The sequence below is a fragment of the Alkalihalobacillus sp. AL-G genome, from assembly GCF_030643805.1.
Classification (GTDB): Bacteria; Bacillota; Bacilli; order Bacillales; family Fictibacillaceae; genus Pseudalkalibacillus.
In genome coordinates this window covers 1268781-1290434 of record NZ_CP094656.1, presented here as the reverse complement: position 1 = coordinate 1290434, position 21654 = coordinate 1268781, and the positions used below count along the sequence as shown (strand labels likewise).

General features: G+C 40.5%; 19 protein-coding genes, 1 pseudogene and 1 riboswitch. Of the genes and pseudogenes, 2 read left to right on the top strand and 18 right to left on the bottom strand.

The genetic code is table 11. The features are described from left to right. Positions 1–103: 103 nt before the first annotated feature. From MOJ78_RS06600 to MOJ78_RS06535, 14 genes and pseudogenes are all read right to left on the bottom strand, one after another. Positions 104–622 carry a GNAT family N-acetyltransferase gene (locus MOJ78_RS06600; protein WP_304980400.1) on the bottom strand — a complete coding sequence of 173 codons (519 nt, stop codon included), beginning with the start codon at positions 620–622 and terminating at the stop codon, positions 104–106. A gap of 117 nt (positions 623–739) precedes the next feature. Continuing rightward, positions 740–1933, bottom strand: coding sequence for a M20 family metallopeptidase (locus tag MOJ78_RS06595; RefSeq protein WP_304980399.1), 1194 nt, complete (start codon positions 1931–1933; stop codon positions 740–742). Positions 1934–1948: 15 nt separating this feature from the next. Then, positions 1949–2776: a MetQ/NlpA family ABC transporter substrate-binding protein gene (locus MOJ78_RS06590; RefSeq protein ID WP_304980398.1), complete on the bottom strand. Its 828-nt coding sequence runs from the start codon at positions 2774–2776 to the stop codon at positions 1949–1951. A gap of 15 nt (positions 2777–2791) precedes the next feature. Further along, entirely contained in the window at positions 2792–3454 is a 663-nt protein-coding gene (locus tag MOJ78_RS06585) for a methionine ABC transporter permease (protein ID WP_304980397.1), read from the bottom strand. Continuing rightward, positions 3444–4472, bottom strand: a complete 1029-nt coding sequence (locus MOJ78_RS06580) for a methionine ABC transporter ATP-binding protein (RefSeq protein WP_304980396.1) — start codon at positions 4470–4472, stop codon at positions 3444–3446. Before MOJ78_RS06580 ends, MOJ78_RS06585 begins: the two co-directional genes overlap by 11 nt. A gap of 449 nt (positions 4473–4921) precedes the next feature. Further along, a riboswitch (SAM riboswitch) is annotated at positions 4922–5039 on the bottom strand. 104 nt (positions 5040–5143) lie between these two features. Beyond that, the gene (locus MOJ78_RS06575) at positions 5144–5299 is read right to left on the bottom strand and encodes a hypothetical protein (protein WP_304980395.1); all 156 of its coding nucleotides are present in this window, start codon (positions 5297–5299) and stop codon (positions 5144–5146) included. A gap of 375 nt (positions 5300–5674) precedes the next feature. Beyond that, a pseudogene (locus tag MOJ78_RS06570) lies at positions 5675–6232 on the bottom strand (isochorismatase family protein). A 266-nt stretch (positions 6233–6498) separates the two neighbouring features. After that, positions 6499–7713 carry a CaiB/BaiF CoA transferase family protein gene (locus tag MOJ78_RS06565; protein ID WP_304980394.1) on the bottom strand — a complete coding sequence of 405 codons (1215 nt, stop codon included), beginning with the start codon at positions 7711–7713 and terminating at the stop codon, positions 6499–6501. A 37-nt stretch (positions 7714–7750) separates the two neighbouring features. After that, on the bottom strand, positions 7751–8641 hold the full coding sequence (locus MOJ78_RS06560; RefSeq protein ID WP_304980393.1) for a hydroxymethylglutaryl-CoA lyase: 891 nt from the start codon (positions 8639–8641) through the stop codon (positions 7751–7753). Between the two features lie 56 nt (positions 8642–8697). Beyond that, positions 8698–9990, bottom strand: coding sequence for a TRAP transporter large permease (locus MOJ78_RS06555; protein ID WP_304980392.1), 1293 nt, complete (start codon positions 9988–9990; stop codon positions 8698–8700). Then, entirely contained in the window at positions 9987–10460 is a 474-nt protein-coding gene (locus MOJ78_RS06550) for a TRAP transporter small permease (RefSeq protein WP_304980391.1), read from the bottom strand. The genes MOJ78_RS06555 and MOJ78_RS06550 overlap by 4 nt, the downstream gene beginning before the upstream one ends. Positions 10461–10578: 118 nt before the next feature. Next, positions 10579–11607 carry a TRAP transporter substrate-binding protein DctP gene (gene dctP, locus MOJ78_RS06545; RefSeq protein ID WP_304980390.1) on the bottom strand — a complete coding sequence of 343 codons (1029 nt, stop codon included), beginning with the start codon at positions 11605–11607 and terminating at the stop codon, positions 10579–10581. Between the two features lie 313 nt (positions 11608–11920). Then, complete coding sequence (locus tag MOJ78_RS06540) at positions 11921–12589, bottom strand: GntR family transcriptional regulator (protein ID WP_304980389.1); 669 nt, start codon at positions 12587–12589, stop codon at positions 11921–11923. A 424-nt stretch (positions 12590–13013) separates the two neighbouring features. After that, positions 13014–13568, bottom strand: a complete 555-nt coding sequence (locus tag MOJ78_RS06535) for a nitroreductase family protein (protein ID WP_304980388.1) — start codon at positions 13566–13568, stop codon at positions 13014–13016. An 867-nt stretch (positions 13569–14435) separates the two neighbouring features. Between MOJ78_RS06535 and MOJ78_RS20895 the strand changes: the two genes are divergently transcribed. Next, a complete protein-coding gene (locus MOJ78_RS20895) occupies positions 14436–14954 on the top strand; it encodes a hypothetical protein (protein WP_370529775.1) in 519 nt (172 codons plus the stop codon). Between the two features lie 9 nt (positions 14955–14963). Here MOJ78_RS20895 and MOJ78_RS06525 read toward each other — a convergent pair whose 3' ends face one another. The 4 genes from MOJ78_RS06525 to MOJ78_RS06510 form a co-directional block, all read right to left on the bottom strand. Continuing rightward, on the bottom strand, positions 14964–15977 hold the full coding sequence (locus tag MOJ78_RS06525) for an asparaginase (protein WP_304980387.1): 1014 nt from the start codon (positions 15975–15977) through the stop codon (positions 14964–14966). Between the two features lie 56 nt (positions 15978–16033). Continuing rightward, positions 16034–16963: an ABC transporter permease gene (locus tag MOJ78_RS06520; RefSeq protein WP_304980386.1), complete on the bottom strand. Its 930-nt coding sequence runs from the start codon at positions 16961–16963 to the stop codon at positions 16034–16036. Positions 16964–16968: 5 nt separating this feature from the next. Next, positions 16969–17904 carry an ABC transporter permease gene (locus MOJ78_RS06515; protein WP_304980385.1) on the bottom strand — a complete coding sequence of 312 codons (936 nt, stop codon included), beginning with the start codon at positions 17902–17904 and terminating at the stop codon, positions 16969–16971. 355 nt (positions 17905–18259) lie between these two features. Beyond that, positions 18260–19915, bottom strand: coding sequence for a peptide ABC transporter substrate-binding protein (locus tag MOJ78_RS06510; RefSeq protein WP_304980384.1), 1656 nt, complete (start codon positions 19913–19915; stop codon positions 18260–18262). Positions 19916–20214: 299 nt separating this feature from the next. Between MOJ78_RS06510 and pepV the strand changes: the two genes are divergently transcribed. Next, positions 20215–21648 carry a dipeptidase PepV gene (gene pepV / locus MOJ78_RS06505; RefSeq protein ID WP_304980383.1) on the top strand — a complete coding sequence of 478 codons (1434 nt, stop codon included), beginning with the start codon at positions 20215–20217 and terminating at the stop codon, positions 21646–21648. The last annotated feature ends 6 nt before the right edge of the window (positions 21649–21654 follow it).

The following is a 21654-nucleotide window of genomic DNA, read 5'->3' as shown; positions in this document are numbered from 1 at the left end:
CGGCTATTTTCCAACTCTTAATTTCATCCATTAAAAGCTCTGACTCAATTGAATCAGAGCTTTTCTTCTTTTGTTGGCTATTTTACGGAGGAAACCGGTTTTATTAAAGCTTCTTCCCCATAATCAGCTGGCGTTTGCCTGCTCCTAACACATCGACATCGGTCTGGATTGTCTCCCAGCCCTTTCGTTTATACAGCGCCTGTGCCGCTGCCATCTCAGCACCTGTCGTCAAAATGGACGTTTTATGTGTCGTTTTCTCCAAAATCGAATCATGAAGCTTACTTCCAAGTCCATTCCGGTGGTAGTATGGATCTACGGCCAACTCCACAAATTCAAAGCAATTAGACAACCACTTCTCAACTTGTTCATATGTCATTTGTGCTCGGAGCTTCCCATTGTAAAACTGCTCTGGCAGTGACGTGTACCCGTATACAAAACCGAGCACCTTGTTCTCGTCATCGATGGCGACCGACCTCCTGAAACCAGGATACGTACTGTGCCGCCTGAATCTTTCCTCTACGGATGTCCGGTCGCCGATGTTATGTACGTTCAAAAAAATCTCTACCATCTGTTCCAAATATTCTTCATCAGAAAAAGTCTCTACTAGTTCTATCGTTTCCATCGATTCACCTGCATGCTTATGATTTTAGCTTAGTACTAAATTACATACCCTTTTATTTATTCCTTATTAAAGAACGTTATCCCTGTAAAAAAAAGCAAAAGTCTGATCCGTATTGAATCAGAGCTTTCCTTCTTGATATTGTTTTTTGATTTCCTGTAGAAGTTCCGGCTTGGTGTATAAATCAAGGCCGGTCAGTGCAAGTGCTTTTGCACCTGTAATCAGTGCTTGATCACCTTTTTCGGATTTAGCTGCTTCACGGAATTCATTTGTGTGAGCAACAAGGCTTTCAGGACCAATCTTGATATACGGATGAATCGTCGGTACCACTTGACTGATGTTCCCTGCATCGGTTGAACCGATCCCTTGTCGATCCTCCACATAATTTTCCCCAAGACGCTTGGCTTTTTCACTAAAGACCTCATCAAACCTCGGTGTTACGTAAAAATTATCAACACCATTCTGAATCCGGGTAAATTTGTACGTGCTCCCTGTCACAAGTGCCGCTCCTTCGGCAATTCTTTCGACTTTTTCGGTGATCACATTACAAGCATTCCGAGTGGCTGCCCGGATAAAGAAGCGTGCCCGAGCATAGTCGGGAACAATGTTTGGCGCCTGACCTCCATCCAAAATGATTCCATGAATCCGTACATCATCTGTTACGTGCTGCCGAAGCGCATTGATCCCATTAAAAAGCTGTATAATCCCATCAAGTGCATTGATTCCTTCTTCCGGATTCGCCGCTGCATGCGCAGACTTTCCAAAGAATTCGAAATCAATGGGATCCACGGCTAACGTTTCCGCAGATCCGGTTGTTCTCCCTAATGGATGGACCATCATACATGCATCAAAATCCTGCACAAGGCCATGACGGACAAACGTCCCTTTCGCACTTCCATTCACTCCGCCCTCTTCTGCAGGAGTTCCGAGTACGGCTACTTCCCCGCCGATTTCATCAATCACCTTTCCAACTGCAATGGCTGCGGCGACACTTGTCGTGCCGATGATATTATGGCCGCAAGCATGACCGAGTCCTGGCAAGGCATCATATTCCGCTAAATACCCGACTTTCAGACCTGGTTTTGCGGAGCTTTTACGAGCAATAAAAGCCGTCTCATGCTCCGGGATGTTCCGTTCAATCTCAAATTCAGCATCCTCTAAAAGCGAACAAAGTAAATTAGAGGCAAACACTTCTTCATTTCCGGTTTCAGGGTTTTCATGGATTCGGTAACTCACATCAATATAAGTTTTCTTATTCTTTTCAATAGATTGTAAAACTGACTCTTCTAATCTTGTATATGTCGTTGCCGTCATGATTACGCTTCTCCTTTACCAGCCGATTTGATCGAGCGGGACGAATGTCGGAATCAATGAATCGTTATACACCTTGCGAATATGGGTGGCTACATCCTCTTGCTGATAGATTTCTACGATTTCCTTGAATACTTCCTTATCCGTCTCATCTGCACGGGATGCGATGATATTGATATAAGGTGTTGCAGTGTCATCCTCAATAAAAATTGCATCTTTCACAGGGACAAAGCCAGCTTCCACCGCAACACCATTATTGATGATCGATGCCGCTACATCCGGTAATACACGTGGCGTTTGGCCAGCCACAATCGGTTCTAGCTTCAGGTTTTTCGGGTTTTCTTCCACTTTGTCAATCGAACCATTTCCATCAAAATCTTCTGGTAAGCCGATCAATCCCGCCTTTTCCAATAATAAAAGGGCACGCCCCATATTTGTTGCCTCTTTCGGTAAAGCGATTTTGCTTCCGTCTGGGATTTCGCTGACGTCCTTATATTTTTCCGAGTAGATCCCCATCGGTGCGATTAAAGTTGTCGCAATTGGAGCCAAATCTAAATCACGTTCTTCAATAAACGCATCAAAGTAGGAAACCGTTTGGAATGCATTCAAGTCGATATCGCCATCTGCTAAAGCCAAATTAGGACGAACATAATCCGCAAACTCGACCAATTCGATTTCAATTCCCTCATCTGCCGCTTTTTCCTTGATTTTCTCCCAGATCGGAACACCTGACCCATTCAATCCTACTTTAACAACCTGGTCTTCAGCACCTTCCCCTGTATTGCATCCTGCCAGTACACTTCCAAAAACGACTACTAAACTAATAATGATCCATAATTTTTTCATGTTATTTTCCCCCTTTTAATGTCTGCGAATTTTACGTGATAATAGATTTCCTGTCGTTTGAACAAGTTGTACGAGTACAACGAGCAGTAGTACCGTTATAATCATGATGTCGGTTTCAAAGCGTTGGTACCCGTAGGCTATCGCTAAATCACCAAGTCCGCCTCCACCGACAAATCCGGCCATTGCAGATGCTCCGACCAAGCCGATTGTTGCAATGGTGATATTAAGTACAAGTGAACTGAGTGCTTCTGGAATGAGAACACGGAAGACGATCTGCCATGGCGTAGCCCCCATCGCCTCTGCCGCCTCCACGACACCGGGCTTCACTTCTAGCAAACTACTTTCCACGAGCCTGGCGATGTAAGGTCCCGAGAAAAAGACGAGCGGGACAACAGCAGCCGCCGTACCGATCGATGTTCCCACTAGAAAGCGTGTAATCGGCAAAATCGCAACAAGCAAGATGATGAACGGAATCGATCGGAAAAAGTTTACGATGGCATTGAGCACTTTAAATACTGGACTATTTTGTAGCAATCCGTTCGGACGAGTGACGACAAGGGCAACGCCAAGCGGCAACCCGATCAATGTAGCAAATACGAGTGCGATTCCAACCATCGCCAGCGTTTCATTCGTTGCCTCAAGAATTTTTGGCCAAAAAGTAAGTAGGTCAACCTGCATGTGCTGTCACCTCCTTGATTTTTACATTGGTTTGAAGATAATGGATCGCTTTTAAAATTTCTGCCGTACTTCCTTGGAACTCGACGATCAAATTACCAAACGGAATGCCTTGAAGCTCTGTAATCTGACCGTATAATACGTTCACATCGACATCGAACCGTTTTGCGACTCTTGACAGGAACGGTTCACCTGCCGTTTCGCGAATAAAGGTTATCCGGTAAATATGACTACGCCCTTCATGTTCGTCAATCAATCGTAAAATTGATTCCGGAATTTCATCCTGCATGACAGTCCGGACAAAATTCGTTGTCGTCGGATGGTTCGGATTCGAAAACACATCAAAGATCGTTCCTTGTTCAATGATCCGACCGTCCTCCATGACCGCAACCCGATCACAGATTTCACGAATGACGTTCATTTCGTGTGTGATCATTAAAATCGTGATGTTATACTCTTCACGGATCCGACGCAATAAGTCTAAAATTGACTTGGTCGTTTCTGGGTCAAGTGCGGAAGTCGCCTCATCACAAAGCAAGATCTCAGGGGAGGTTGCTAAAGCGCGTGCAATTCCGACCCGCTGCTTTTGACCCCCTGAAAGCTGGTCTGGATAGTGCCTCTCTTTCTCCGCCAATCCAACAAATTCTAAAATCTCCTTCACTCGTTTTTGGATTTCCTTTTTCGGTATGCCTGCAATCAATAACGGGAATGCGACGTTGTGATAGACTGTTTTTGATTCCAACAAATTAAAGTGTTGAAAGATCATCCCGATTTTCCCTCTCACCTTACGCAGTTCAGGCTGGGAAAGATCTGCGATATTCTGCCCATTCAGTAAAACACGCCCCTTGGTCGGTCGTTCCAACAAGTTGGCCAGTCGAATTAACGTACTTTTACCAGCACCACTGAATCCGATCACACCAAAGATTTCTCCTTTTTCAACCTTCAATTCGACATCGTCTACCGCCTTAAGTGATGCTCCATTACTCTCAAACACCTTCGACACGTGATCAAAGTGAATCATGTTGTATGCTCCTTTCTTTTTGAAAGATTTTTGAGAATGTATCCTTGAATGACCAGTTGCAGGACTCAATCTCCTAGTTTTCAGGAGAATGTGTCCTATAAAAATGATTTATGGGACTCAATCTCCTAGTTTTCAGGAGAATGTGTCCTATAAAAATGATTTGCGGGACACAACCTCCTAGTTTTTAGGAGAATGTGTCCTATAAAAATGATTTGCGGGACACAACCTCCTAGTTTTTAGGAGAATGTATCCTATAAAAATGATTTGCGGGACACAACCTCCTAGTTTTTAGGAGAATGTGTCCTATAAAAATGATTTGCGGGACACAACCTCCTAGTTTTTAGGAGAATGTGTCCTATAAAAATGATTTGCGGGACACAACATAATCAAAAAAGCCCCTCTTCTTGAAAAACAAGAAGAGGGGCTCACTTTATGTAGGAAACCGTCTCTTCTTATCTCCCAAATGCTTGACGCATTTGCTGGAATTGGCACAGTGTTTTATGTGGTCACATAAAACCCGCTGCCGAGGTATCAAAGGGCCAGTCCCTCCACCTCTCTAGATAAGAAGAAAATACTATTCACTTTTTTATTGATGTTACTAACAATAATCGATAAACATGCCCGTTGTCAATATTTTTTTACTTTTCTGCAAGTAGTTTTTTAGGAAGCATTCAAGCAAAACGCTTAAACAAGAAAAGCATCAAGATCAAACTGACCAATAATAAAAGAATCGTTATTGTAATATCTGAAAGAATGAAAGTGATTCCGCCTAAAAAGGAAAAGATGCAGGCGAGTAATCCTAAACAATAGTTCACTAGTTCCTTCATCGGTTCACGTCCTTTTCACATAATTGCAGTCGTAGTTATAAAAAGTTTGACCATATCTCTAATGTACAAGTATGCAGTAATGAGAGGTAAAGAGGTAAACTCATAATATCTGTAATAAGTATTCGAATGTTTGCTGCGAGTATTCATGGGTACCTAAGTACCGTCGGTGTCCATCCTTATACCTTTTGTCTCTAGATTCCCCTACATGTGAAAATCGAATCAAAATGCGTTCAGACTTTAGCAATAGAGCAAACACGCGTGTTCACCATACCAAAAACGGAAAAAGGATCGCTTATGAATAGCCGATCCTTCTGATTTTACATTATGTCATAAAATCTGTTAAACAAGGTTCATTTTAATACAGTTCACTCCATATCATCGATAATTATTGTGATTTGGTTGAAACAGATCTTCCTCTGCTTTCCTGACAACAGAAAAATGATCCACATTGTAGTGACCATGGAGAATTTCGTTATGATGAGCGATGATTTGTTCAGCAGTTAAGGTTTAAGAATCGGTCGTTGAATGCCCGCCCCTGACTATTGTTACATCAAAACCATTGACGGTTGCCGTTCTCACCGCCGAATCGATACAATGCTCTGTTTTACATCCCATTATCACGAGATGTCCAACCTTCTCATCCTGCAAAAAGCCTAGTAATGGCGTTCCATAAAACGAATTTGTCGCAGCTTTATCAAAGATCTCCGCGTTAGGTGGAACATTGATTTCGTTGTGGACTTGAAATCCTTCCCCTTTGCCTTCAGCGACATCAAGATCTCTAATAAACACGACCAACGAATCAGATTCCAATGCTTTATAGGTCACTAAATTGATATTTGCTAACAGTTCTTCCCTTTTAAAAACATAATTCTCTTCTTGATTCCCATCAATCAATTGTTGTTGTGCATCAATAACCAGTAAAGCTTGTTTCAATAACAACACTCCTTTAGATTTAATTCCTGAATCTAGTCCCTCTATATAAACGTTCCATTTTAATCATCATCATAAAAATCGCCTCCTTTAGATAAGTCTATTTCGTTACCAAGACTTCAAAGCCTGCTTTTAACGCTCACAAGATTTTATTTAAATATGGTTTTCTTCCGATAAGTACACTAATAGGAATTATGAAAGTTTATAACAAAAAGACTGCCGAGTGTTCCCCGGCAGTCTTAAGAATCATAATTGACTCCTTCTCCAAACTATATGATCCCATTCTTTTTATAAGATTGATATTCTTCTTCTGAAAGACCAAGAAGATGCTGGTAGACTTCTTGGTTGTTTTCACCTATAGACGGTCCACTCCATTTAATACTTCCCGGTGTTTTGCTCATCTTAGGAACGATCCCTGGCATATGTACGGATCCCATGTCTTTATCAACGATTTCCTGTATCATTTCCCGCTCATGATAATGCTTATCTTTAGCAATATCTTCTATGTTATAAACTGGGCCTGCAGGAACTCCATTTTCATCCATGATGGTCAGTACTTCTTGTGCATTTTTTGATTTCACCCATTCAGAAATTAAGTCATCAAGTACTGTTTGGTTTGTACCTCTCGCTTCATGGGTGTTGAATCTAGGGTCATCCATCCACTCCGCTTTTCCTATGGCAACAGCAAGTCGTTTAAATAAGTTATCCGAATTCGCGGCAACAATGACCCATTTTCCGTCTTTTGTAACATATAAATTAGAAGGAGCTACACCTGGGAGGATTGAACCAGTCCGCTCTTTAATCCTTCCATATTTATAATACTCTCCAACGGTATTTTCCATTACTGCAAAGACTGATTCATATAAAGCAACATCAATTTCCTGTCCCTCACTATCCTTGTTTCTAAGTTGGCTGAATAACGCCATCATCGTTCCTAATGCTCCAAACAATGATGTAAGTGTATCACCAATACTTATTCCGATCCTAGGCGGCGGTAAATCAGGAAAGCCAGTAACGTAACGTAAGCCTCCCATTGCTTCTCCTACACTTCCAAATCCAGCTTTATCACGATAAGGTCCGGTTTGGCCAAATCCAGAAATCCTGACCATGATTATTTTTTTATTTATTTCTTTTAAATCCTGATAACCTAAATTTAGCCTTTCAAGTGTTCCAGGCCGAAGATTCTCAACTACAACATCGGCTGTACGACATAGCTTTTTCGCAAGTAACTGTCCTTGTTCGGTCTTTAAATTCAAAGTCACACACTTCTTATTTCGTGCCTGGGTCGCCCACCATACCGATTTATCCTTTTCTACTTGATTGCCCCATTTACGAATAGGATCCCCTTGTTCAGGGATTTCAACTTTGATGACTTCAGCACCAAAATCTCCAAGAAATCTAGTAAGGAAAGGACCTGCGATAAAATTCCCGAATTCAATGACCCTTATTCCCTTTAATGGTTCTCCATTTTGAATCGTTTCCAAAACTTTTCCCCCTCGATGAAATATGGTTGTATTCTGATTATGCAGGGTGTGTTGCAGTGCTTTTACCTGATTTCATGATTTGGCCTGGCAATGATTTACCTAATTCTTGCTCCAGCCCTTTTGCGGCTTGGATTAGTTTATCAACGACAATACCTGTTTCATAACCCATTTGTTCAAGCATATGAACAGTATCCTCTGTACAAATGTTCCCAGTCGCTCCAGGGGCGAATGGACATCCACCGATACCTCCCAAAGCTGTATCAAAGTCATGAACTCCTGCACGAATTCCTGCCAATACGTTGGCAAGTCCCATTCCTCTTGAATTGTGCAAATGAAGCCCTAACTTGATTTCAGGCCATTTAGATCTAATCAAATAGCACGTTTCCTCAACTTGTCTTGGATTTGCCATGCCAGTTGTATCACCTAATGAAATTGAATTCGGATTATATTCAACTACAGATTCTATAACAGGAATAAGCTGCTCTGTTTCATACAATCCTTCAAATGGACAACCAAACGCGGTCCCGATACAAACATTTACTGGAATGGTTTCCTGCAACACATTCCGAACAAGCTGGATACTTTCAGATACAGTAGAATTCGCATTTTTACGATTATGTGTTTCACTTAATGAAAAGGTGATATTCAACTCATCAACTGGCGTTCTTTTTGCCCGTTTAACTCCTCTATCATTTAAAACGAGTGCGCTTAATACCACATCACTTCTCCGATCAATTTCAGAAAACAAATCTTCTGCATCTGCCATTTGCGGTACATATTTCGGATGGACGAACGATGTAAGTTCAAACCTTTTTACCCCTGCGTCCATCAGTTGATCAATCAAATTGACCTTAAATTTAGTTGATGGTATTTTCTTTTCGATTTGCAAACCGTCTCTTGTGACCACTTCATTTATATTAATTTTCATTATTTCCACCCCATGCATCAGAAGATTAAAACATTGCATACAATCGAATAGCTATTTTAATTCCTCATTATTAAATTAGGTAAAAATGTTACCATTTCAGGGAAAATTACCGCCAATATAATGACAGCGATGACTGGGATTAGAAATGGAAAGACAGCTTTAACAAGTCGATCAAAAGATATCCCACTGACTTTCATTATGGCAAAAAGAACCATTCCAAATGGGGGCGTAAGTTCACCGACCATTAATGCTAATAGCATGACGATCCCAAAATGTAATGGATCGCCACCTGCTTCAATGACGATTGGGACGAGAACAGGAGTTGCAATCGTAATTGTCACAAGTGCTGACATAAAACAACCCATAAACAGCAAGAATACTATCATCATGAACATGACAGCCAAATAGCTGTCCGAAATACTTAAAATCAAGTTTGCGATAGTTACTGGTAATTTTTCTTTAGTTAAGATATATGAATACACATTTGCTATGGCTAGAATGATCATGACAATGCCACTATCATACATGACATGTTTAAAGATGTTATACAGCTTTTTCAAAGAAATCGTCCGGTATACAACAACTGATAGCAATATCGCATATAAAGCTACGACTGCCCCTGCTTCTGTTGCGGTAAATACACCAGAAACAATCCCACCGACCAGACCAACTGGAGCTAATAATGGAAGAAATGCTTTTTTAAAGGATATACCAATTCTTTTAAGTGATGCTTTTGCATCAACTGGGTAATTTCTCTTCCTTGCCACATAAGCAATATAAACCATTAATGATAACGCCAAAACGATACCAGGAATAATACCAGCAATTAGTAAACTATTAACAGATACTCCGGCTAAAATAGCATACAATATAATCGGTACACTTGGAGGTATGATAGGACCGATCAACGAAGAAGCAGCTGTCACAGCACATGAAAAATCAAGATCATATTTTGCTTTTCTCATAGCTCTGATTTCAATTTGACCTAATCCAGCCGCATCAGCTACCGCCGACCCAGACATTCCCGCAAAAATAACACTTGCCACAACGTTCACATGTGCTAAACCACCCCTCAAATGTCCAACCAGCGCTTTCGCAAAATCAAATAATCTCTCTGTTGTACCAGATTCATTCATCACCCGGCCTACAAGTAAAAAGAGAGGAACAGCTAAAAGGGCAAAATGATTTAATCCATAAACGCTTTTTTGTGCAATCATTTCGAATGGAATGTTCATGATCCCTCGTTCTAAAGAAAAAAATATGAGAGTACTGAACGCCATGGAAAAAAAGGCAGGCACACCTAGTATGAGTAATATAACCAATGTGATGAGCATAAGTACAATAATCAACCGTTTTCCCCCTCTCTATTTGCTTTAAATAAAGAAAGTGCAATAAAAATAATCATTAATGCTGTAGAAATTGCACATCCCAAATAAAAAATACCTTGGGGTAACGGGAGCATTGTTAGGGAGACACTCCATGACATTTTAGTCATAATCACACTTCCAATGAACAGGCAAACAATAGAAAGGATTGAGATAAGTGCTACGATCCCATCAAGAATTCTTTTCCCTCTTTTTGATAGAAAACGGTCAATCAGATCAACCCGAAGGTGACCCGCTTGGGATATAGCTAATGCTGCCGCAATAAAAACCGACCACATATTCAATAAGCGGGAAGCTTCCTCTGTCCAGGTAAGTGGCGCTACCAATACAAACCGAAAAAACACTTGTAAAAGAACGCAGAAAAAAAAGGAAATCAATAGAACAGTAGAAAACGTTTCAAGAATAGTAGTACTCAGCTTCCAAAGACGCTTCAACCATCACACCTCAGTTCTTAGTATGCGGGGAGACCTCTCCCCGCACTAACCTTCAAATCGGTTTTCTATAAAAACAATAATAGTATTTCATTTATTTTTCACAATGAAATTGAAATTGTCATTTATTTTCGATCGCTTTTATTGCTGCTTCATATACACCTGGCGCTAAATCACGTTCAATGATTTTTTTGTTTGCTTCTCTAGCCGCTTCTATAAATGCCTCACGATCAACTTCAACAAGCTCTAGTCCATTTTCAATACTCGTTTCTACAAACTTCTGATTCATTTCTTCCACTATTGTTTTTACATATTCAGTTGTTTCCTTGACTGATTCTTTTATGATTCTTTGTTCTTCCTCATTTAAGGACTCCCATGTTTTTTCACTCATCAACCAATACTGGAAAGCATCAAGATGTTTAGTAGGCATGAGGTATTTTTGATATTCCCACATCCTTCTTCCTGCAATATTTGATAGGAAGTTTTCTTGTGCGTCAACGGTTCCTGTCTTTAAAGCGGTTACAATTTCAGTTGCAGCAATCGGGGTTGGCAAAGCGCCCATAGATTTATATACTTCAACCCACCAAGGTATTTCTGGCATTCTGATTTTCAATCCTTCCATTTCCTCAGGAGTTGAAAATGCTCGGTTACTAGTTGTCCAGCGTGGGCCATTAGAATGAATCCCTAATTGGACTACTCCACCTTCTTCTCTAGTCGCTTCTTTGATTTTGTCTCCGATAGGACCTTCCATGAAACGCTCGATACTTTCAAAGTCTGAGAAAAAATATGGTAGCATGGCAATGTTATATTCTTCAAAATAAAGGTCGGCGTGTACGATGTTATACCCCATATCTAATTCTCCGAGTTTCATTTGCTCTAACGCTTCTTTTTCACCACCTAGCTGCCCACCCATAAAAAAATCGACTGTCATTTTTCCATTGCTTTTCTCAGAAACAAGCTCACCAAACTTTTCTTTGATCTTTGCATCGATACCAGAATCATCATTCGTTGTGGCAAATGTAAAGGTTCTTTCACTGACACCACTTTCATCAGATGAGTTTCCATCCGTTGGGGTGTTGGAAGAGCATGCAGTAATTGAAAGTATTACAAATAGAACAATTAAACCTTTGAACCACTTGTTTAAGTTCAATTTAAATCCCTCCGACTTTCTTTAAAATTTTTAACGCCTTGGTGTCACTCTTGACGACATCAGACAAACTGTTGCACTTTCCAGAGCCAAGTTTTAATAAATGATAGATTCCCCCCTTTAAAACATCCAGCCTAAACAAGTTAAGGCCATCGTTACCGATTTAAGTAGTATCCATTAATGTGAATTTAAATTGTCAGATAATGTATACAATCTGGTATGCATAGCTCTAAGGGGATTCTTGCAAAAAGATGTATGTTCACTTTATGGAGAAATTAAAATGGGGCAGCAGCTAATGATCAATGTTTTGCTAGTTTCAATCGGAACTTTGATATTCAGAAATATAATGGTTATAATCCGACTTGAGATGCTCTTTCATAAGTTTTTCAGCAGTTTTTCCATCTCGATCCCGTATTGCTTTCCAAATTTCCTGATGTTCAACTACCCCCATTTCAATGCGCTGAGGCATGTTCAGTATCACATTCCGATAAAATGTGATTAAAGAGTATAATTGTTTCATCATTTTTACTAAATATGGATTACCGCTCGTCTCTAAAATCATATTATGAAATCTATTACTCAATAACTTTAAGCTGTGGATATCTTTCATTTTTGCCGCTTGATTCATTTCCTTCATCAATTGATCTAACTCAAACCGCTGTGAAGTATTGATTCTGATTGCAGCGTAATAAGCAGCCGTTGGTTCTAAACTCAACCTGCACTCAAAAAGATACTTATAATCCGAGCTTGTGGCACGGTAAACTCGTACTCCTCCATGGGGATGGACTGTTACTAACCCCTCACTGGTCAGTTGACGTATTGCTTCACGAATCGGGCTTCGACTGATTCCAGTTTCTGTAACAATTTTCTGTTCGACAACCTTTTGTCCAGGTGGTATTTCTCCGCTCACAATTTTATTGTATATGTAATCATATGCTTGAGCTTGAAGTGTTTGGTATTTAATTTGTTTAGTCGTAATGATCATCACACCTATTTTATATTTTATTAACTTGCGTCTTTCACTAATTGATTTCGGTTACTGAAAAATCGATATGTTCATTGATTTGCCAGCCAATCTCCTCTACTATTTTATTTTTTGAAAATTTAGATAATGTATACAGTTATAGATAATACAACATTTTCAATTTAACCGCAAGGGGTTACGCCCGCATTTTAATATTATTTTAAGATGAAAAACATCATCGCTACGACAAGTTTTTTACAAGAGTCAATAATTGATTCAATAATAAAAGTGAGGAACATACCTGGTATGCTCCTCTTTTTTTACCGGGTATAATCGATTTATTGGGACCGGATATACACGGTCAGAAACTCATATCCATACCAAGGCGTACACTTAAGCACCTTTCCATTATAACTGAATACGGTATGAAACCAGACAACAGGTGTTACTTTATCCATCCGGTAACTGACTCGAATGACTTGCGTTTTCCTTCTGGCAAATCTTTTTTTGGATAGCCAAAGTAAAGGAAGCCTAGTACTTCACCTTTAGCAGACAGGCCGAAAAATTCCTTCATCAACGGATCATATGCCGGTTTTCCTGTCCGCCAAAATCCTGCCAGACCAAGGTTGTGGGCAGCCAGTAGCATATTTTGAATACACGCATATACCGCACCGTATTCTTCGATTTCAATAACTTTTGGATTATCGCTCGGCTCAACGGCAACTGTGATAACGACTGGAGCCCGGAATGGCTTCTCCTGGATTTTCTCCAGCTTTTTAGGGTCCGTTTCACCATTTATTTTAGCAATTTTAACAAGAACATTCCCCAGCTGTTTTCTGCCTTCACCTATCAGGATAAAAAATCGCCATGGCTCTGTCCGGTAGTGGCAGGGAGCCCAGGTTCCCGCTTCTAAAATTTGCTCTATTACACTTTCTGGAACTGCTTCATCCCTCACAAGCCCAATACTTCGCCTTGTCTTTATTGCTTCCAATACATCCATGCACAGCTCCCCTTTTATAATCTATCCAACTGGAAGTTGTTTCTTTTTTAAATATATAAAGTGAAGTGCTCAATCTTCCATTGAACTGCCGTAAGACCAATATACCCAGATGAAAGTCTCGATGGCCTTCTTGATTTTCTCCATTGTATTCATCACTAACGGACCGTATGCTACGATTACTTCCTAAATAGGAGTGCCCGAATAGATAAGCACCTTTGAACGCCTGCTGTCTGCCTTAATGACAAGCTCACTTGAATTATTTTCATTTCAGCCATCGTTGAAGGTTAATGTGCCAACGCCATGTTTTTTCAAATTAACCTGGCTGGTCCCAAAATATATTGAATTCTCATTATTTAATTCGGCACTGTTTGTTGAAAATGGTTATATTACGAAATTAACCGAGGCTCTTATAATACAAAATAGTGGTATGTAATTCGTCACTTGCAGATATCGCATAATCAGGAATTTTTCCAGAATGTATTCTATTGAGGTATCATCGAATAGCATAAATTACTTTTTGTTAGGTGCTGGAATTGAAACAGAAAACGTATGAAAATGATCTTCTGTACAAAATCCTACTTTGCCTTCTAATACCTTTATAATCTCTGCAACAATCGTTAACCCAAGACCAAATCCTCCTGTTTCGCGGTTGCGGAAACTGCCTTCCAACTGAATCTGAATCAAAAATATAGTTAATTACAATAAAAAGTTTGCAACCCCAAATCATTAAGAAAAACCAGATGGATTGTTGTCCTTTACAATTAATAACTAAGAAAGTTTTATAAAAATTTTGATTAGGTTTCATACTATAGAAGGCTGGGAGTCAACCTTCTATAGCTATAAAGATATTCGAGGTGTCACTACACAATGCATGTTACTGTTTTATTATGGTTACTATTTCAAAACATAAAAAAAGAAACTTGGAAGCAATATAAAACTCTTTATTCAAGCGTGTGTTATGTCATGTCCTTCAATCTGCTGTTTTATTTTCTTAGAATTCAAAAGTTACCGTGGGATTTTAAATCGTCCTATTTTAAGACAAAAACGTTACGAGTACTCCACCTCTTTTTAGTTACACCACTATTAATTTTTTCATATTTATCAACATACCCCAAAACCCTTTTTAAACAGACGATTTATATCATCAAGTGGGTGTCGTTTTCTTCTTTGATTGAAGTCATTGCTTTAACATTCAAAGCAATTTCATATAAGGGTAGGTGGAATATCGGATGGTCAGTACTTATTTATTTTTTAATGTTCCTATTTAGTAAGTCTATACAGAAGAAACCTGTATTTACTATTGCTCTTTCTGTACTTACAACCATCTTGCTAGATAAAATTTTTCATCCCTTAGAAAAAGGGGAGGAAAGCGAACAAGATCTGTGAATACGGAACCTATACAACAGGTTGTTTCAGTTCAAAGTTTGCTTTGATGACACCGATTTTATCCTTTCTCATATTCAGGACGGGTGGTTGAACATAATCATCAATCTGGCGATACAATACTTCATTACCTATTCCCAGCTGCTTTAATACTTCCATAGCAACAGCGCTTACCGATCGACCATTCCCATCTTCAATTTTTATGGCGATTCCGATTCCTGTTTCAACATCACCAATACATTGGACGGCTTCAGCACCTGCTTTTGCAACAAGTCGCCCGTTAAAGACCCTCATCAAATCTGAATCAAATCGATCTGTCCCACCAACCATTTCAGGATGAGACAACATCGAATTACGTATCGTCTGAAGAGCTTGAGAACGGGCTTGATATAGTACGACTTCTGGTGTGGCTAACCGTGCAAAGCCAAAAGCAACCTTACTAAGCGGTAATCGATGGACCGGAACACCACAACCATCTACACTGATTCCAATCTTTTCTTTTGGATAATCACAAACGTCAGAAATCACTTCCAAAATACGTTGTTGTACAGGGTGCTCGATTTCTCGGTAAGTAGCAACCTCTTCATCCATTTTTACAGCAGTTGCCAGCATACCAGAATGTTTTCCAGAGCAATTACTGAATACTGGTGTAAGTTCCATTCCTTCTCGAATCAGAGCATTGTAGCTTTCAATATCTCTTGGAATGTGTGTACCACATTGCAAAGCTTCTTCCTTTTGTCCGATTCGATTTAATATCGTTAAAACTCTTGATCTATGAAAATCCTCTCCGCTATGCGAAGCACAACTGAGGGAAATATCTGCTGGTTCATATTTAAACGCTTCTGCAGCTCCGGTTTCTATCAAAGGTACTGCCTGAAAAGGTTTCATTGATGAACGTGCAAATGTCAGGCGGTCTGGATCTCCGTATGAATACAAAAGCTCTCCTCTACTATTAACAACCGCAACGTGTGCGTCGTGTGTACTTTCTAAAAGTTCACCACGAAAAACTTGCACTGCTTTATTCATAATTCTCCACTCCTATATTTCTAGTTTTTAGATATCCCATTATTATATCGGATATCCTATCTCCTCATTTTAGGATCGAGTGCATCCCTTAAACCGTCAGCCAATAGGTTGAAGCTTACCATTAACGTTATGATGACAATTGCAGGATAGAGTAATAGATGGTACTGATTGCGTATCGATTGGTATCCGTCATTTATCAATACGCCTAAAGATGCCTGAGGTTCCTGCAAACCTAAGCCAATAAAGCTTAAAAAGGCTTCTGTAAAGATAGCGGAAGGAATCGTAAACATAATATTGATGATAATAAGCCCTATTGTATTCGGAATCATGTGTTTCGCGATTAACCGAAAGTTACTGGTGCCTAATGTTCGTGCTGCGAGTACATATTCTTGTTCTTTTAATTTAAAGATTTGCGCCCGGACTAAGCGAGCCATGTTGACCCACCCTGTAATGACCATCGCGACCGTAATCGTAAAAATCCCTGGTTTCATCAACATAATCAGCATGATGACAATGATGAGGTTCGGAATCCCGACGAGAATCTCGATGATCCGTTGCATGACATTATCCACTTTACCGCCAGCATACGCTGAAATGGCACCGTACACCACGCCGATGATAAGATCCAAAACCGCTGCCAACACTGCAATATATAATGAAACACGTGTCCCTTGCCAAATTCTTGTCCACTGGTCTCTGCCGAATTTATCCGTTCCTAACCAATGTTCCGGACTCGAACCTTGATATGAAGCGCTGTAATCTGTCTCAAAATACGTATAGTCGTTCATATAAGGCCCCACGATCGCTAAGAATACAAGCACTGATATTGCAATTAAGCTAAGGATAGCACCCTTATTTCGACAAAGCTGCCGCCAGCTGTGTTGAAGAGAAGTAAGGGCGGGTCCGGCTATCTTTTCATTTTCGTCCGGTGACAGTTGTGCAGGCTCGAATGAGTCGATGTTTGATATTTCTTCCGCTTTTCTCATTTCCCTCACTCCTTTACCCCTGTTATTCGAATTCTTGGATCGATCAGCCCATAAAATAGATCAATGACGAGCATTGTAATGACGAAGAATCCACTATAAAAAAGCGTAATCCCCATGATTGTAGAATAATCATTCACTTTGATAGAATCGACGAACAAACTGCCGATTCCTGGTACACCGAAGATATTCTCGATTACCAGAGAACCTGTCAGAAGGCTGACTGTAATCGGCCCTAAAAGGGTCACGATTGGAATGAGTGCATTTCGCATCGCATGTTTAAATATAATCGAAGCTGTACTAAGTCCCTTCGCTTTCGCCGTCATCATATAATCCTGCTGAAGGACTTCCAGCATTTCGTTTCTCGTAAATCTAGCAATCAAGGAAATCACTATCAATGAAAGAGAGATCGTCGGCATGATCGTACTTTCATAACTTTCCCAGAAAGCGACGGGTAGAACTCCCCATTTTAAACCAACAAAGTATTGGAGTAATGCAGCAAAGACAAAGTTCGGTATAGAGACCCCAAGAACTGCGAAAAACATCGTTGAGTAGTCCCAAACCGTATTATGTTTAAAAGCTGCTACCACTCCTAAAATGAGCCCAAATGTCAAACCGAGTAAAACTGCCTGTATGCCTAGTAGTGCTGACGGGCCGATTCGTTCGGATATGATGCTATTGACAGATTGCCCTTTGAAATAGTAGGACTCGCCAAGATCGCCTTGAGCCAATTTTCCTAAATAAATAAAATATTGCGTCGCAACCGGTTTGTCCAGTCCATATTTAGAATAGATTTGCATTCTAGTTTCTTCTGGCAAGTCGGCTAATTTTTCCTCATTAAAAGGAGAGCCTGGAAGTTCTTTCATTAAGAAAAAGGTTGCCGTAGCGATAATCAACAGTGTCAACACAATATTCACTAACCTGATAAAAATGTATTTCTTCATCACATCCACCTCCTGCCGAAAAGTTTCAAAAGCGGAAGCGCCTTGCTCAGGTGCGAAAAGCGCTGGAGATTCTGGAACACAACACGCTTTTTGTGTTTGTGGAAGAATCGAAGCGACCTCGAGCACCTTGGCGCTGCAGCTAGACATTATAGAAAAGCGGAAGCGCCTTGCTCAGGTGCGAAAAGCGCTGGAGATTCTGGAACACAACACGCTTTTTGTATTTGTGGAAGAATCGAAGCGACCTCGAGCACCTTGGCGCTGCAGCTAGACATTACAACAAACCAACAGACGTTATCCTTAAATTGAAGAGGAGAGTCCAGGAACAGTCCTGCTCTCCTCAACATCAGTCATTCGCTTATTTTTCAATTTTGGCGTACTTATAATCCCAAGAAGCACCATATGGATGGAAGACTAAGTTTTTGACATAGGTTTTCTGCAAATAGGCAGCACCTTGATAGTACAATGGCGCAAGCACAGCATCTTCCTTCAGTAAAATCTTCTCCGCTTCAAGCAGCTGATTCATGCGCTTTACATCATCTGGTTCATCTTTTGCACTTAAAACGAGATCATCATAATTCTCATCGGAATAGTTTCCACGGAATGCGCTTGGAGGTGCAGCCCATAGATCCATATACGTCATCGGATCGTTATAGTCCGCTCCCCATGCGGAAACGACCATTTGAAAATCGTCATCCCTCATTGCTTGAAGGCGTCCGCTGTAAGGTTTTGTTACAAGTGAAATATCAATACCGAGATTTTTCTTATATTGACTTTGCAGGAATGTACCAGAATCTTTGGATACACTGTCATCTGCTGTCAATAATTCCAATTCCGGCTCAAACCCGAGTTCATCTACACCTTTTGCCCATAATTCTTTTGCTTTTTCTACATCTGGTTCGATTACCGGACCTTGCGCTTCCCTGAATGACTGCCCTTTTGGACCTGTCATTTTCGGCGGAATCAATCCGTAGGCAGCCTCGGATCCGTTGTTAAGAATGACTTCCTCTAAAATCTTAGGATCGTAGGCCAGCTGAAGCGCTTTTCGAATATTGTCATTCGCAATCGTTTCATCGCCTAAGTTAAATTGGACATAGTAGGAACGGAAATTCGTTTGCGTTCCGAACTCAGGACTGTCTTTGTAGGCGTCTACATTTGCGGAGGATAATTTGACACGGTCAAGTTCTCCAGCTTCATATAAATTCAAAGCCGTACTTAATTCTTTAACTACTTTTAAATCGATTTTCTCGATCTGTACGTTTTCTTTATCCCAATACTGATCATTCTTTTCTAATACAACACCCTCAGCTTGTCCAAAGTCTGTGATGACATATGGGCCATTGTAGAGAATTGCATCACCAGAAAGTCCGAATTCGCCTCCTTGGCTTTCGACAAACTCTTTATTAAGCGGGAAATACGTAACAAAAGCTGTCAAACCTAAGAAATAAGGCGTCGGTTTTTCAAGGTGAACGACTAACGTTTTGTCATCTTTCACTTCAATGCCTACAGAATCAGCATTACCTTTCCCTTCTGAAAACGGTTTTGCGCCTTTAATGTAATCCGCCAAAATGAAGGAATACGAACCTGCTGTGTCCGGGTGCATCGCGCGCATCCACGAGTACTTGAAGTCATTCGCCGTTATCGGTTCGCCATTACTCCATTTGATATCGTCACGTAAAGTGAACGTATACGTCAATTTATCATCCGTAACCTCTACCTCTTTCGCCATAGCCGGCTGCGGCTCATTATTTTCATCTAAACGGTAGAGCCCTTCCATGACGTTATTCAAAATAGAAAATGAGATGGAGTCCGTTGTTGTCACTTGGTTCAAATCAGGGATATCATTCTCAATGCTTAGGTTTAGAACGTTGTCACTTGTACCTGTCTCTGTACTTTCCCCATCCGTATTCTCGTCCGTTGAATCAGTTGAACTACCAGTAAAATTACAACCGGTCAAAAATACGCTTAAGACGACCATAAAACATAGAATTTTTGTGAACAATCTTCTTTTCATTGTTTTCCTCCTCATTTTTGGATTCACCCATTATTGTGCAAATATTGTGCCAACTTTTATTTAACGGGCTAAACCACTGGAAAAAAGGGAATATTGAACTATCCATCCCTTTTTATAGAAATGAAAAGCGCAGATAATTGGGTTAACCATTTTAACCATTAATTTAAATATGGGTTTAATTCTTTCGCCCAATTAAGACCAAACTATTTAGAAGATTGACTTATTCATTGTAGTTGTCAGACTGGCATGTAACTTGCATTATCTTTATCTATAAGCAAAATGGACAAGGGGTGGGAATGATGGATTGGTATAAAGAGGTCGAAGCAAGAAAAGATGATTTGATTAAGGATTTGGTTCGACTACTTGAATTTGAAAGTATAAAAGACCTAACGACCAGCGAGCCAGGGAAACCGATGGGGACAACGATTTCCGATGCGCTTGAATTCATGCTGGAACGTTGCTCGAAGGAAGGGTTCATGACGAAAAATATCGAAGGATACGCAGGCTATGCAGAGCATAAGACGTCGAATAGCGACAACTATATTGGTGTTCTATGTCACATAGATGTTGTCCCGGCAACCGGGGAATGGACCTCCCCTCCCTTTGAGCCAACGATTCGAGATGGGAAGCTGTACGCAAGAGGCGCAATAGATGATAAAGGACCGACAATGGCCGCTTTTTACGCGCTAAAATTGATCAAAGACTTGAATCTTCCTCTTAAAACGAATGTAAGGCTTATATTTGGAACAGACGAGGAAAGCGGTATGAGCTGTATGAAAAAGTATGAACAGGTCGAAAAGATGCCTGTTGCAGGTTTCGCACCGGATGCTGTTTTCCCGATCATCCATGCGGAAAAAGGACAAATTAATGTATTCCTTAGTATGGAAAATGCTACGATTACAGACGATCCGGGAAATCGGGATCATTCGTATGAGCTGCTCTCGTTCACTGCCGGAACGAAAGGCAACATGGTTCCTGAAATTGCAAAGGCGACGATTATCGGTGACATCGCATCGATATCCCAAGAATTCAAATCATATTGCTCAGATCACAAGCTTTCCTGCAATTCCTCAATAACCAATGAAGGGATCACATTAACCCTTTACGGAAAATCGGTACATGGAATGGAGCCGCAAAATGGAATCAATGCCGGTTTAAACTTGGCCCATTTCCTATCGTCATATTCATTCCAGAAAGAAGCTAATCAATATTTACAATTCATCGACCAATACTTGTATGACGATTATGTAGGAAGTCGTCTAGAAATCAGCCATTCCGATGAAGTTACAGGGCCATTGACGGTGAACGCCGGTATTTTCCATTTTGAAATGGGTGAGCGCGTAAAGGTCCAACTGAACATTCGCTGTCCTGTCACAACGCCATACCTACGTACCGTTGAGATCCTTGGTGAAAAGACAGCACATTTCGGGTTTTCGATTGATGAAATCCGCGAGAAAAAACCGCATCACGTTGATAAAAAACATCCGATGATCCAAGTGCTGCAAAAAGTCTATCATGAAGAAACATCCGAAGAACCAACCTTACTATCCACAGGCGGCGCAACCTACGCCCGTTTCATGAAAAACGGTGTTGCTTTCGGCGCAGTATTCCCTGGAAAAGAAATGTCTGCCCACCAAATCGATGAATATATCGAGATTGAAGACCTGTTGAAAGCAACAGCTATTTACGCAAGAGCCATTTATGAATTGGGGAACCTGGATTTTGAAGAATGAGCGAAC